Below are 11,598 nucleotides of genomic sequence, written 5' to 3' on the forward strand. Positions count from 1 at the left end.
GCGGGGGCGATCGGCGCCTTCACCGTCAGTTCGGCGCCCTTGAACAGCGGCAGCACCACGTAGGCCAGGTAGAAGAAAATCAGGGTGATGGCCGCGAGCACGGCCAAGCCGCCCACCAGTACAAACCAGCGGGAAAGGTGGTCCTTGAGCGCCCGCAGCTTGCGCTTGCGCACCAGCTCCGGGGTGTTGAAGTCAATGCGCTCCGGGGGTTTGCGCGGGGTCATTGGAGAGTTGGCCAGATCATTCATGCGCACACCCTAGCGGCCTCGTATTACAGAAACATGACAGTGAATTGACGCAACAAGGTCTACCGCCCAGGCAGGCTGGGCAGTACACCAGGTGAATCGTTAAGCGAGCCCTCTAGAACGGGCCCGCCAGACATTCTACTTACTTTGCGCCTTCACTCAGCCCCAGATCTGCCAATGCTTTGGCAGCGACCTTGGCTGGTAACGGGATGTAACCATCTTTTACCACGACTTGCTGACCGGATTGTGACAGCACCAGCTTGACGAATTCGGCCTCCATGGGCGGCAGCGGCTTGTTCGGCGCCTTGTTGACGTACAGGAACAGGAAGCGCGACAGCGGGTATTTGCCGTTCAGGGCGTTCTCCTCGGTGTCCTCGACGAAGTTGGTGGTGCCTTTCTTGGCCAGGGCCACGGTCTTCACGCTGGCAGTCTTGTAGCCGATGCCCGAATAGCCGATGCCGTTGAGCGAGCTGCTGATGGACTGCACCACCGAGGCCGAGCCGGGCTGCTCGTTGACGTTGGGCTTGTAGTCACCCTTGCACAGCGCCTCTTCCTTGAAGTAACCGTAGGTGCCCGACACCGAGTTGCGGCCGAACAACTGCACCGGCTTGGTGGCCAGGTCGCCGGTCACGCCCAGGTCACCCCAGGTTTTCACGTCGGCCTTGGCACCGCACAGGCGGGTGGCGGAGAAAATCGCGTCCACCTGCTCCATGGTCAGGTGCTCGATGGGGTTGTCCTTGTGCACGAACACCGCCAGGGCATCCACCGCCACCGGAATAGCCGTGGGCTTGTAGCCGTACTTCTGTTCGAAGGCCTGCAGTTCAACATCCTTCATGCGACGGCTCATTGGGCCGAAGTTGGCGGTGCCCTCGGTCAGCGCGGGTGGCGCGGTGGACGAGCCGGCCGCCTGGATCTGGATGTTCAGGTTGGGGTATTCCTTCTTGAACGCCTCGGCCCACAGGGTCATGAGGTTGGCCAGGGTGTCGGAGCCGACGCTGGACAGGTTGCCCGAGACGCCGGTGGTCTTCACGTAGGCAGGAATCGCAGGGTCGACGGCGGCATGGGCCTGGACGGTGACGGCACCCGCGGCGACGAAGCTGATCGCGGCCATCAAACGCTTGATTGTCATGGGGTGAGTCCTGGAAATAGGTTGTTCGAATGGGGTCGGGCGCAGTATCGGTAGCCCATATGAACATTCTATGTACGGATTGTGACAGCCGGATGACTGGCCATTACCGCATGTTGCAGGGCGCAACCCCCGTAGCAGCGGCCCCTAGGCCGCGTCCGGGGCCCACGCGCCGGGCCTGCACCTGCGCGGCGCCGGGGACGCGGGCGGGGGGCCGCTGCTGCGGGAAGTTCAGCGTTTTTTGGCCAGCAGGTAGAGGCCGACGAAGAGGCCGATCATGCAAATTCCTGCAACATAATAAGCCGGGCCCATGGGGTCGGATTTCAGCAGCAGGGTCACGATCATCGGCGTCAGGCCACCGAAGATGGCGTACGCCAGGTTGTAGGAGAACGACAACCCGGTAAAACGCACCACCGCCGGGAACGCCTTGACCATCACGTAGGGCACGGCGCCGATGGTGCCCACGAACAGGCCGGTCAGCGCGTACAGCGGGAACAGCCACTCGGGGTGCGCGTGCAGGCTGTGGTAGAACACCCAGGAGCTGGCCAGCAGCGCCAGGCTGCCGCCCACGAACACCCGGCCGGCGCCCAGGCGGTCGGCCAGGGCGCCGGCGCACACGCAGCCGATGCTGAGGAAGACGATGGCCAGGCTGTTGGCCTGCAGCGCCACCGAAGGCGAGAAGCCGTAGACGGTCTGCAGCACGGTGGGGGTCATCAGGATCACCACCACGATGCCGGCCGACAGCAGCCAGGTCAGCAACATCGACACGGCGATGGCGCCGCGGTGGTCGCGCAGCACCGCGCGCAGGGGAATTTCCTCGGCCAGCGCCTTGCGCTGCTGCAGTTCGGCGAACACCGGGGTTTCGTGCAGCCAGCGGCGCAGGTACACCGACATCAGGCCGAATACACCGCCCAGCAGGAACGGAATGCGCCAGGCGTAGTCCGAGACTTCGGCAGCGCTGTAGAGGCTGTTGATCAGGGTGGCCACCAGGGAGCCGAGCAGGATGCCCGCCGTCAGGCCCGAAGTCAGGGTGCCGCAGGCGTAGCCCACGTGGCGCGCCGGCACGTGTTCGGAAACGAACACCCAGGCCCCGGGCACTTCGCCGCCAATGGCCGCGCCCTGGATGACGCGCATCAACAGCAGCAGGATGGGCGCCCACAGGCCGATCTGCGCGTAGGTGGGGAGCAGGCCCATGATCAGGGTCGGCACGGCCATCATGAAGATGCTCAGGGTGAACATCTTCTTGCGGCCCAGGAGGTCACCGAAGTGCGCCATGACAATGCCGCCCAGGGGGCGTGCCAGGTAGCCGGCGGCGAAAATGCCGAAGGTCTGCATCAGGCGTAGCCACTCGGGCATATCGGCGGGGAAGAATAATTTGCCCACCACGGTGGCGAAGAACACGAAAATAATGAAATCGTAGAACTCCAGCGCACCGCCCAGGGCGGAAAGCGACAAGGTCTTGTAGTCGTTGCGGGTCAAGGGGCGCGCCGGTTGCGCGTGACTCGATGGCACGGAGGTCATGTCTATGGCTTCTCTTATAGGCATTACGGCAACCCTCACCAGGGCTGCTTGCGGCTGGCAGGTGGGGCACGATAGCAAATTGCTCGAAAAAGCACATTGGTCGTGGTTTTCCAGCGCCAAATGAGACTTGGAAGGTCGTCGCTACTGTTATCGCGCTATATACTGCGCGTCTGTAGGAATTTTCTGTTTGGTTACAAGGTATTTGTGCGAAAACGTCGCTATATGCGGTAGCCGATTTCGCAGAGTTACCCTTGGAGCGCCTCTACCGGCGAAAGCAGCGTAGTATGAAGCTGAATCGTTTTATATGAGGCGTCATCGTATTACGCCAACGCTATTGAGAGTTTTTGGGTCAGAGGCACCCCAGGCATGATTGAACTCGAACAAGAAGATCCTATCCCACAAGGCGATCTCGCCTTGCAGATCACCGCATTGCCCCGTGAAACCAACGGTTTCGGCGATATCTTCGGTGGCTGGCTGGTCGCGCAGATGGACCTGGCCGGCACCGCCATGGCCAGCAAGGTCGCCGGTGGCCGCGTGGCTACCGTGGCCATCGACCGCATGGCCTTCCTGGTACCCGTTGCAGTGGGCGCGCAATTGTCTTTCTATACCCAGACCCTGGAGATCGGCCGCAGCTCGATCCAGATGATGGTCGAGGTGTGGAGCGACGATCCGCTGTCCAGCGAATGGCGCAAGGTAACCGAGGCAGCATTCGTGTTCGTGGCCATCGACGGCAGCGGGCGTACCCGTTCGGTACCGCCGCGGCGCTGAGTGCCGGAAAACTCGGCGGCTGTTTCAGGGTCAACTGCATATCTATTGGATTGGAAGCGAGAACTGCGCATGTCTACCCCCCAGGTCGAGTCGGTCAAACTGGATGAATTGAACTGCTGGCGCATCAGCCACAGCGGTGCCGAACTGCTGGTCGCCCAACAGGGCGCGCAGATCCTCAGTTATCAACGCGATGGCGAACAGCCGCTGATATGGCTCAACGACAAGGCGGTATTCAAGCACGGCACGCCCGTGCGCGCCGGCGTGCCGGTGTGCTGGCCGTGGTTCGGCATCTTCGCCCGCAACCCGCAGTCGGTGCAGGCCATGTACAAGGCCGAGCCCGCGCCCACCCACGGCCTGGTGCGGGCCATGGACTGGCAGCTGCACGGCATCGACAGCGCCACCGATGACAACCTGCGCATCGACTTCACCCTGCCCGAGGCCGAAGGCAAGCTGCCTGGCTGGCCGCACAAGGTGGCGTTGAAGCTGAGCATCGTGCTGGGCGACCACCTGGGCATCAGCCTGACCAGCACCAACCTGGGCGACGAGCCCGTCACCATCAGCCAGGCGCTGCACAGCTACTTCGCCGTGAGTGACGTGCGCGACGTGCATGTGGAAGGCGTGGCAGGCCTGAAGTACATCGAGACCCTGGAAGACTGGCAGGTACGCGAGCAGGCCAGCGAGCTGCGCTTTGCCGGCGAAACCGACCGCATCTACCAGCAGGTGCCGGCGCAGCTGACCATCGTCGACCCGGTCTGGAAGCGTCGCGTGCGCCTGACCAGCAGCGGCTCGAACGCTGCGGTCATCTGGAACCCGTGGATCGATCGCGCGCTGAAGCTCGACGACATGGCCGATGATGGCTGGCAGCGCATGCTGTGCATCGAGACCGCCAATGTGATGGATGACGTGGTGGTGTTGCTGCCAGGTGCCGAGCACACCCTGGGCGTCACCGTAGTCAGCGAAAAGCTCTGACACCTCCGTAGCAGCTGCCGCAGGCGGCGTCAGGCCCCGACCGTGGTGCCTGGGACGCAGCCTGCGGCAGCTGCTACGGGTTAGAGGTCGGACTCCACGACTACTCGCACTTTCGAGGCGTCCATCGCGTAGGCCGCGTCGGCCATATCGTTACTGACCTTCTCCACTTTCAGCGTGCCGATCGCCCACAGCGGCGTGTAGATGTCATCCAGCTTCAAGCCCTTGGGGTAGCGAATCAGGATCATCTGGTTCGGCGGCGGTGGCGGCACGTGGATGCAGGCGCCCGGGTACGGCACCAGGAAGAACGCCGTGGCACGGCCCTTGGCGTCGGTCTCCAGGGGCACGGGGTAGCCGCCGATGCGGATGTCCTTGCCATCCATCTCGGGCACGGTCTTGGTCGAATACATCACCGCCGGCAAGCCCTTGCTCTGCTTCAGGCCGCCCTTGTGGGTGAAGTTGCCGTCGCCCTCGGGGGTATTGTGGGTGATCTCCGGCATGGCCTCCAGGGCCTTCTGGTCCGACTTGGGCATGAGCGACAGCCAGTCGGTTTCCGGGAGTTTTTCTGCGGCGTGAACAAGGCCGCTGAAGACGAGCAAGGTGGCAAGAAGAATACGGCGCATGAAGGGCCTCGACACAAAATGAGTCGGGCATTCTAGCCCTCTCCAGGTGCCAGCGGAGAGGGCCATTGGGCGATTGTCAGTCGTTTTTCTTGATCATGCCGTAGATCACCAGCAGGACGATCGCGCCGATCACCGCACCGATGAAGCCCGCTGCCTGACCCGCCTGGTAGATGCCCAGCGCCTGGCCGCCATAGGTGGCTACCAGGGAGCCGCCAATGCCCAGCAGGATGGTCATGATCCAGCCCATGCTGTCGTCGCCGGGCTTGAGGAAGCGTGCCAGCAAGCCAACGATGAGGCCGATGAAGATGGTGCCGATAATGCCCATGTGAAACCCTCTGATTGACTGCATTAGCCAAAGCCTAGTTGCGCTTTGGCTTCCTGCAATCAGAGGGCTCACCGGGGAGGATGGTTCCCTGTCAGGCGCCGATCAGGGCTTCGACTGCCTTGATCTGTTGCTGCAGGGTAGCCATGTCGGCGCTGCGCAGGGTGGCGTGGCCCACCTTGCGGCCAGCCTTGAAGGCCTTGCCGTAGTGATGCAGGTGGCAGTCGTCGATGGCGATGACCTTATCCACAGGCGGCACTTCACCGATGAAGTTGAGCATGGCGCTTTCGCCGACCTTGGCGGTCGAACCCAGCGGCAGGCCAGCCACGGCGCGCAGGTGGTTCTCGAACTGGCTGCACTCGGCGCCCTCGATGGTCCAGTGCCCGGAGTTGTGCACGCGCGGGGCGATCTCGTTGGCCTTCAGGCCACCGTCCACTTCGAAGAACTCGAAAGCCAGCACGCCCACGTAGTCCAGGTGCTTGAGCACGCGGCCGGCGTAGTCTTCGGCCAGGGCCTGCAACGGGTGGTCGGTGCTGGCCACGGACAGGCGCAGGATGCCGCTGTCGTGGGTGTTGTGCACCAGCGGGTAGAAGCGGGTCTCACCGTCGCGGGCGCGCACGGCAATCAGCGACACTTCGCCGGTGAACAGCACGAAGCCTTCCAGCAGGCATGGCACGCTGCCCAGCTCGGCGAAGGTACCTTCGACGTCAGCCTGGCTACGCAGCACTTTCTGGCCCTTGCCGTCGTAACCCAGGGTGCGGGTCTTGAGCACGGCAGGCAGGCCGATGCTGGCCACGGCGGCGTCCAGGTCGGCTTGCGACTGGATGTCGGCGAACGTGGGCGTCGGCACGCCCAGGTCCTTGAACATGCTCTTTTCGAACCAGCGGTCGCGGGCGATGCGCAGGGCGTTGGCGCTCGGGTATACCGGCACGAACTGCGACAGGAACGCCACGGTCTCGGCCGGCACGCTTTCGAACTCGAAGGTCACCAGGTCGACTTCGTCAGCCAGCTGGCGCAAGTGGTCCTGGTCGCCGTAGTCGGCACGCAGGTGCTCGCCCAGGGGCGCGGCGCAGGCGTCCGGCGCCGGGTCCAGGAAAGCGAAGTTCATACCCAGCGGCGTACCCGCCAGGGCCAACATGCGGCCCAGCTGGCCGCCACCGATAACACCGATCTTCATGAAAGAGCCTCAGGCCTGACGCGGGTCTGGATTTTCCAGCACGCTATCTGTCTGTTCAGTGCGGAATTGCTTGAGCACGGCGTGGAATTGCGGGTGCTTGGCGCCCAGGATGCTGGCCGACAGCAGCGCGGCGTTGATCGCGCCGGCCTTGCCGATGGCCAGGGTGGCGACCGGCACGCCGGCTGGCATCTGCACGATGGACAGCAGCGAATCGACGCCCGAGAGCATGGAGGACTGCACCGGTACGCCCAGTACCGGCAGGTGGGTCTTGGCCGCGCACATGCCTGGCAGGTGGGCAGCGCCACCGGCACCGGCGATGATCACTTCGATTCCGCGGCCTTCCGCTTCCTCGGCATACTGGAACAGCAAATCGGGCGTACGGTGGGCCGAGACCACGGTGACTTCGTACGGAATACCGAGCTTGTCCAGCATATCGGCGGTGTGGCTAAGGGTGGACCAATCGGACTTGGAGCCCATGATCACGCCAACCAGTGCACTCATCGTCGAGCCTCTTCTCTTGGGCGCCCGCAGGCGCGTCAAAAAACAACAAGCCACGCAGGAAAACCGGCGTGGCTTGTTATGCGAATTATGGCCGGCAAAACCGACCGAAGGCCGCGCAGTATACCGCAAAGATCGCGGATAAATAGACCTTCTATCAGCGCTGAAAACCGCGGTTTTACTGACTTTAAAGTCAATGCCAGACAAGCCCGAAGCCTGCTGCAGGAAGGTGCCTACTCCGTCGACCGCCTCGCCTGTATCGCGGCCAAGGCCGGCTCCTACCAGCCACGGCGCAGGAGCCGACTTTAGTCGCGATGCAGACGACGCGGCTTTACCCTAAGGCGCTGCGTTTGAGCTGGCGACGCAGTCGGTAATTGTCTGCCATAAGTCCGACGAAAACGACGAAGTTGAGCAAAGCAAAACCTTCCTGGCCAATATGGCTCCAGAACATCCAAGCCAGAAAAGATGCAACCAGGGCCGTGATCAACAACAAGAGCGAGTCTTTCATGCATTCATCCTTTAAAACCTGCCTGATGCAGGTAATCCAAAAAGCCCACGCAACTGCGTAGCTGCAGTCTTGGGCAACAGCTAAGGGGCGGGAGTGCCCGCCGCGCCACCTTCCAGCTTGCGCCACAGCAGGCGCACATTGGCCTTCCTCACCAGTGCGCAGCGGTACAGGCGAATCTCCAGCGGCACGTGCCACTGCGGCCCGCCGCACACTACCAGCTCGCCACGCTTGAGCTCGGCCTTGGCGCTCAGGTGCGGCACCCAGGCGATGCCCAGGCCTTCCAGGGCCATGCTCTTGAGGCTATCGGCCATGGCGGTCTCATACACCGTGGTGTAGCGCAGGTTGCGCTGGCGCAGCAGCAGGTTCACCGAGCGGCCCAGGAAGGCGCCGGCGCTGTAGCCTAATAGCGGGAAGCTGATGTCGTGTTCCAGATCGTACAGCGGCTTGCCGTCCGGCCCCACGGCGCAGACCGGGATCATTTCGGTGTGCCCCAGGTGCAGCGACGGGAAAATCTCGGCGTCCATCTGCAACGCGGCGTCCGGGTCATAGAAGGCCAGCATCAGGTCGCAGCCACCTTCGCGCAGGGCGTGCACGGCGTCACCGACGTTGGTGGCCACCAGCCGGGTGGCGATGTTCAGGCCTTCATTACGCAGCTGCGCGATCCAACTGGGGAAGAAGCCCAAAGCCAGGGAGTGGGCGGCAGCCACCTGCATGACCTCGCCCTGCCCGCCTTCCAAGTGATGCAAATGACGCAAGACTTCGCCCAATTGTTCCACCACGGTTCTCGCGGTCACCAGGAACAGTTGGCCGGCCGCCGTCAGCTCGATAGGCGTGCGCGAGCGGTTGACCAATTGCAGCCCCAGGGCAGCCTCAAGGCTGCGGATCCTGCGGCTGAACGCGGGCTGCGTGACAAAACGGCGCTCCGCAGCCTGGGAAAAGCTGCGGGTGGCGGCCAGGGCACTGAAGTCCTCCAGCCATTTACTCTCAAGATTCATCAGCGACCTCCGGGGCGCCTTACGTTCTGGACGACTGATGCGTCACACGACCTATTATGCCGTTTATGCATAGGGCAGTGTCTAACAGCATTGGCCGACGATTGGTCACAAGCCTAGCATTGGCAGCGTTCCGGCACATGCCGGGTCCACATTGAGATTATCTCTATCATGTCCTCCGCTGCATCACCGCGCATCGAAAAAGACCTGCTTGGCGTTCTCGAAGTCCCCGCTGAAGCGTACTACGGCATCCAGACCCTGCGAGCGGTTACCAACTTCCGCCTCTCGGGCGTTCCGATCTCGCACTACCCCAAGCTGGTCGTGGGCCTGGCCATGGTCAAACAGGCCGCTGCCGACGCCAACCGCGAGCTGGGCCACCTCAGCGATGCCAAGCACGCCGCCATCAGCGAAGCCTGTGCTCGCCTGATCCGCGGTGACTTCCACGAGCAGTTCGTGGTGGACATGATTCAAGGCGGCGCTGGCACTTCGACCAACATGAATGCCAACGAAGTCATCGCCAACATCGCGCTGGAGGCCATGGGCCACAGCAAGGGCGAGTACAAGTACCTGCACCCCAACAACGACGTGAACATGGCGCAGTCGACCAACGACGCCTACCCCACCGCGATCCGCCTGGGTCTGCTGCTGGGTCACGACGCCTTGCTGGCCAGCCTCGACAGCCTCATCCAGGCCTTCTCGGCCAAGGGCCAGGAGTTCTCCCACGTACTGAAGATGGGCCGTACCCAGCTGCAGGACGCGGTACCGATGACCCTGGGCCAGGAATTCCACGCGTTCGCCACCACGCTGACCGAAGACCTCAACCGTCTGCGCAGCCTGGCGCCGGAGCTGCTGACCGAAGTCAACCTGGGCGGTACCGCCATCGGCACCGGCATCAACGCCGACCCGCGCTACCAGGCCCTGGCCGTCTCGCGCCTGGCTACCATCAGCGGCCAGCCGCTGGTACCGGCTGCCGACCTGATCGAAGCCACCTCCGACATGGGTGCCTTCGTGCTGTTCTCCGGCATGCTCAAGCGCACCGCGGTGAAGCTGTCGAAGATCTGCAACGACCTGCGCCTGCTGTCCAGCGGCCCGCGTACCGGCATCAACGAGATCAACCTGCCAGCGCGTCAGCCAGGCAGCTCGATCATGCCAGGCAAGGTCAACCCGGTGATCCCGGAGGCCGTGAACATGTGTGCCTTCGAAATCATGGGCAACGACCTGGCCCTGACCATCGCCGCCGAAGGTGGCCAGCTGCAGCTGAACGTGATGGAGCCGCTGATCGCCTACAAGATCTTCGACTCGATCCGCCTGCTGCAACGCGCCATGGACATGCTGCGCGAGCACTGCATCGTCGGCATCACTGCCAACGAAAAGCGCTGCCGCGAACTGGTCGAGCACTCGATCGGCCTGGTTACTGCGCTGAACCCGTACATCGGCTACGAGAACGCCACCCGTATCGCCCGCATCGCGCTGGAAACCGGCCGCGGCGTACTGGAACTGGTGCGTGAGGAAGGCCTGCTGGACGAAGCCAGCCTGGAAGACATCCTGCGCCCAGAAAACATGATTGCTCCACGCCTGGTGCCGCTGAAGGCCTGACCTTCACCACCACGCGCTGCTACACCGCTCACCAGGTCGAGGGACTAGACACCTCTCACCTTTTGAGGGCCCCGGGCTTGTCCCGCGGGCCCTTTTTTTTGCCTGGCGTTTGGGTAAGGAATGGGGCGGCTAGTACAGGTGTCGAAGGCTGCGTCCGGGGCCTATGGGGTGTCAGGCATTGCGCGCGGTCCATGACGCGGCCTGCGGCCGCTGCTACAGGTGCCGTGTACCCCGTAGCAGCTGCCGAAGGCTGCGTCCGAGACCTATGGGGTGTCAGGCATTGCGCATGGCCCATGACGCGGCCTGCGGCCGCTGCTACAGGTGCCGCGTACCCCGTAGCAGCTGCCGAAGGCTGCGTCCGAGACCTATGGGGTGTCAGGCATTGCGCATGGCCCATGACGCGGCCTGCGGCCGCTGCTACAGGTGTCGCGTACCCCGTAGCTGCCGAAGGCTGCGTCCGGGGACTATGGGATGTCAGGCATTGCGCAGGCCATAACGACAAAACCCCCGCCTGCGCTAGCAGACGGGGGTTTCGGAATTCAATCTTGACGATGACCTACTCTCACATGGGGAAACCCCACACTACCATCGGCGATGCATCGTTTCACTGCTGAGTTCGGGATGGGATCAGGTGGTTCCAATGCTCTATGGTCGTCAAGAAACTCTGTGTGCCGATCCGTCACCGCAGTGACGTGCCAGCCGAAAATGATGGAGCTTCTACTAAAAGACAAAACCCCCACCTGCCTTCGCAGATGGGGGTTTCGGAATTTAATCTTGACGATGACCTACTCTCACATGGGGAAACCCCACACTACCATCGGCGATGCATCGTTTCACTGCTGAGTTCGGGATGGGATCAGGTGGTTCCAATGCTCTATGGTCGTCAAGAAATTCTGTAGCCAGGATGCCCTTTGGGTGGCATTCCAGCGAATCGGGTATGTGATGGTATTTGTGAATCAGCAAACTTTCGGTTCGTATCATCTTCACAACACCGCAATCTGGTCTGTTCGACGCAAATTGCTTGGGTGTTATATGGTCAAGCCTCACGGGCAATTAGTATTGGTTAGCTCAACGCCTCACAGCGCTTACACACCCAACCTATCAACGTCGTAGTCTTCGACGGCCCTTTAGGGAACTCAAGGTTCCAGTGAGATCTCATCTTGAGGCAAGTTTCCCGCTTAGATGCTTTCAGCGGTTATCTTTTCCGAACATAGCTACCCGGCAATGCCACTGGCGTGACAACCGGAACACCAGAG

Annotated in this window: 11 protein-coding genes and 3 rRNA genes; 3 read left to right on the top strand and 11 right to left on the bottom strand. The window is 62.4% G+C overall.

Annotated features, from left to right (window positions below):
* Positions 1-387 precede the first annotated feature (387 nt).
* Together AC0Z2B_RS17180 and AC0Z2B_RS17185 are read right to left on the bottom strand one after the other, a co-directional pair.
* The gene (locus tag AC0Z2B_RS17180) at positions 388-1,374 is read right to left on the bottom strand and encodes a phosphate ABC transporter substrate-binding protein PstS (protein WP_416421777.1); all 987 of its coding nucleotides are present in this window, start codon (positions 1,372-1,374) and stop codon (positions 388-390) included.
* Between the two features lie 228 nt (positions 1,375-1,602).
* Entirely contained in the window at positions 1,603-2,892 is a 1,290-nt protein-coding gene (locus AC0Z2B_RS17185) for an MFS transporter (RefSeq protein ID WP_416421776.1), read from the bottom strand.
* Positions 2,893-3,258: 366 nt separating this feature from the next.
* On the opposite strand from AC0Z2B_RS17185, the gene AC0Z2B_RS17190 reads away from it, so the two are divergent.
* Entirely contained in the window at positions 3,259-3,660 is a 402-nt protein-coding gene (locus AC0Z2B_RS17190) for an acyl-CoA thioesterase (protein WP_476298210.1), read from the top strand.
* A 69-nt stretch (positions 3,661-3,729) separates the two neighbouring features.
* Complete coding sequence (locus AC0Z2B_RS17195; protein ID WP_416421775.1) at positions 3,730-4,629, top strand: D-hexose-6-phosphate mutarotase; 900 nt, start codon at positions 3,730-3,732, stop codon at positions 4,627-4,629.
* An 80-nt stretch (positions 4,630-4,709) separates the two neighbouring features.
* Here the strand turns inward: AC0Z2B_RS17195 and AC0Z2B_RS17200 are convergent, their stop codons facing one another.
* The 6 genes from AC0Z2B_RS17200 to AC0Z2B_RS17225 form a co-directional block, all read right to left on the bottom strand.
* Entirely contained in the window at positions 4,710-5,249 is a 540-nt protein-coding gene (locus AC0Z2B_RS17200; protein ID WP_476298212.1) for a DUF3299 domain-containing protein, read from the bottom strand.
* A gap of 76 nt (positions 5,250-5,325) precedes the next feature.
* Positions 5,326-5,574 (bottom strand): GlsB/YeaQ/YmgE family stress response membrane protein, encoded by a 249-nt coding sequence (locus AC0Z2B_RS17205; protein WP_416427510.1) that lies wholly within the window; start codon positions 5,572-5,574, stop codon positions 5,326-5,328.
* Positions 5,575-5,665: 91 nt separating this feature from the next.
* Entirely contained in the window at positions 5,666-6,748 is a 1,083-nt protein-coding gene (locus AC0Z2B_RS17210) for a 5-(carboxyamino)imidazole ribonucleotide synthase (RefSeq protein ID WP_476298214.1), read from the bottom strand.
* A gap of 9 nt (positions 6,749-6,757) precedes the next feature.
* Positions 6,758-7,249 carry a 5-(carboxyamino)imidazole ribonucleotide mutase gene (gene purE / locus AC0Z2B_RS17215; RefSeq protein WP_416421773.1) on the bottom strand — a complete coding sequence of 164 codons (492 nt, stop codon included), beginning with the start codon at positions 7,247-7,249 and terminating at the stop codon, positions 6,758-6,760.
* Positions 7,250-7,577: 328 nt separating this feature from the next.
* A complete protein-coding gene (locus AC0Z2B_RS17220; RefSeq protein WP_476298216.1) occupies positions 7,578-7,754 on the bottom strand; it encodes a hypothetical protein in 177 nt (58 codons plus the stop codon).
* 80 nt (positions 7,755-7,834) lie between these two features.
* Positions 7,835-8,749 carry a LysR substrate-binding domain-containing protein gene (locus AC0Z2B_RS17225; protein ID WP_476298217.1) on the bottom strand — a complete coding sequence of 305 codons (915 nt, stop codon included), beginning with the start codon at positions 8,747-8,749 and terminating at the stop codon, positions 7,835-7,837.
* 168 nt (positions 8,750-8,917) lie between these two features.
* On the opposite strand from AC0Z2B_RS17225, the gene AC0Z2B_RS17230 reads away from it, so the two are divergent.
* Entirely contained in the window at positions 8,918-10,342 is a 1,425-nt protein-coding gene (locus tag AC0Z2B_RS17230) for an aspartate ammonia-lyase (RefSeq protein WP_416421770.1), read from the top strand.
* Positions 10,343-10,885: 543 nt separating this feature from the next.
* On the opposite strand, the gene rrf (AC0Z2B_RS17235) is transcribed toward AC0Z2B_RS17230, so the two are convergent.
* The 3 genes from rrf (AC0Z2B_RS17235) to AC0Z2B_RS17245 all read right to left on the bottom strand — a co-directional run.
* A 5S ribosomal RNA gene (gene rrf / locus AC0Z2B_RS17235) occupies positions 10,886-11,001 on the bottom strand.
* Positions 11,002-11,114: 113 nt separating this feature from the next.
* A 5S ribosomal RNA gene (gene rrf, locus AC0Z2B_RS17240) occupies positions 11,115-11,230 on the bottom strand.
* A gap of 144 nt (positions 11,231-11,374) precedes the next feature.
* Positions 11,375-11,598: ribosomal RNA gene (locus AC0Z2B_RS17245) — 23S ribosomal RNA — on the bottom strand; the annotation flags it as partial.

It is taken from the genome of Pseudomonas sp. GYB4201 (assembly GCF_056312595.1).

What these genes read in the sequence shown, in the direction of transcription:
- purE (WP_416421773.1), bottom strand. Translation starts at nt 7,249, where the DNA reads ATGAGTGCACTGGTTGGCGTGATCATGGGCTCCAAGTCCGATTGGTCC.
- AC0Z2B_RS17200 (WP_476298212.1), bottom strand. Translation starts at nt 5,249, where the DNA reads ATGCGCCGTATTCTTCTTGCCACCTTGCTCGTCTTCAGCGGCCTTGTT.
- AC0Z2B_RS17220 (WP_476298216.1), bottom strand. Translation starts at nt 7,754, where the DNA reads ATGAAAGACTCGCTCTTGTTGTTGATCACGGCCCTGGTTGCATCTTTT.
- AC0Z2B_RS17195 (WP_416421775.1), top strand. Translation starts at nt 3,730, where the DNA reads ATGTCTACCCCCCAGGTCGAGTCGGTCAAACTGGATGAATTGAACTGC.
- AC0Z2B_RS17180 (WP_416421777.1), bottom strand. Translation starts at nt 1,374, where the DNA reads ATGACAATCAAGCGTTTGATGGCCGCGATCAGCTTCGTCGCCGCGGGT.
- AC0Z2B_RS17210 (WP_476298214.1), bottom strand. Translation starts at nt 6,748, where the DNA reads ATGAAGATCGGTGTTATCGGTGGCGGCCAGCTGGGCCGCATGTTGGCC.
- AC0Z2B_RS17225 (WP_476298217.1), bottom strand. Translation starts at nt 8,749, where the DNA reads ATGAATCTTGAGAGTAAATGGCTGGAGGACTTCAGTGCCCTGGCCGCC.
- AC0Z2B_RS17185 (WP_416421776.1), bottom strand. Translation starts at nt 2,892, where the DNA reads ATGACCTCCGTGCCATCGAGTCACGCGCAACCGGCGCGCCCCTTGACC.
- AC0Z2B_RS17190 (WP_476298210.1), top strand. Translation starts at nt 3,259, where the DNA reads ATGATTGAACTCGAACAAGAAGATCCTATCCCACAAGGCGATCTCGCC.
- AC0Z2B_RS17230 (WP_416421770.1), top strand. Translation starts at nt 8,918, where the DNA reads ATGTCCTCCGCTGCATCACCGCGCATCGAAAAAGACCTGCTTGGCGTT.
- AC0Z2B_RS17205 (WP_416427510.1), bottom strand. Translation starts at nt 5,574, where the DNA reads ATGGGCATTATCGGCACCATCTTCATCGGCCTCATCGTTGGCTTGCTG.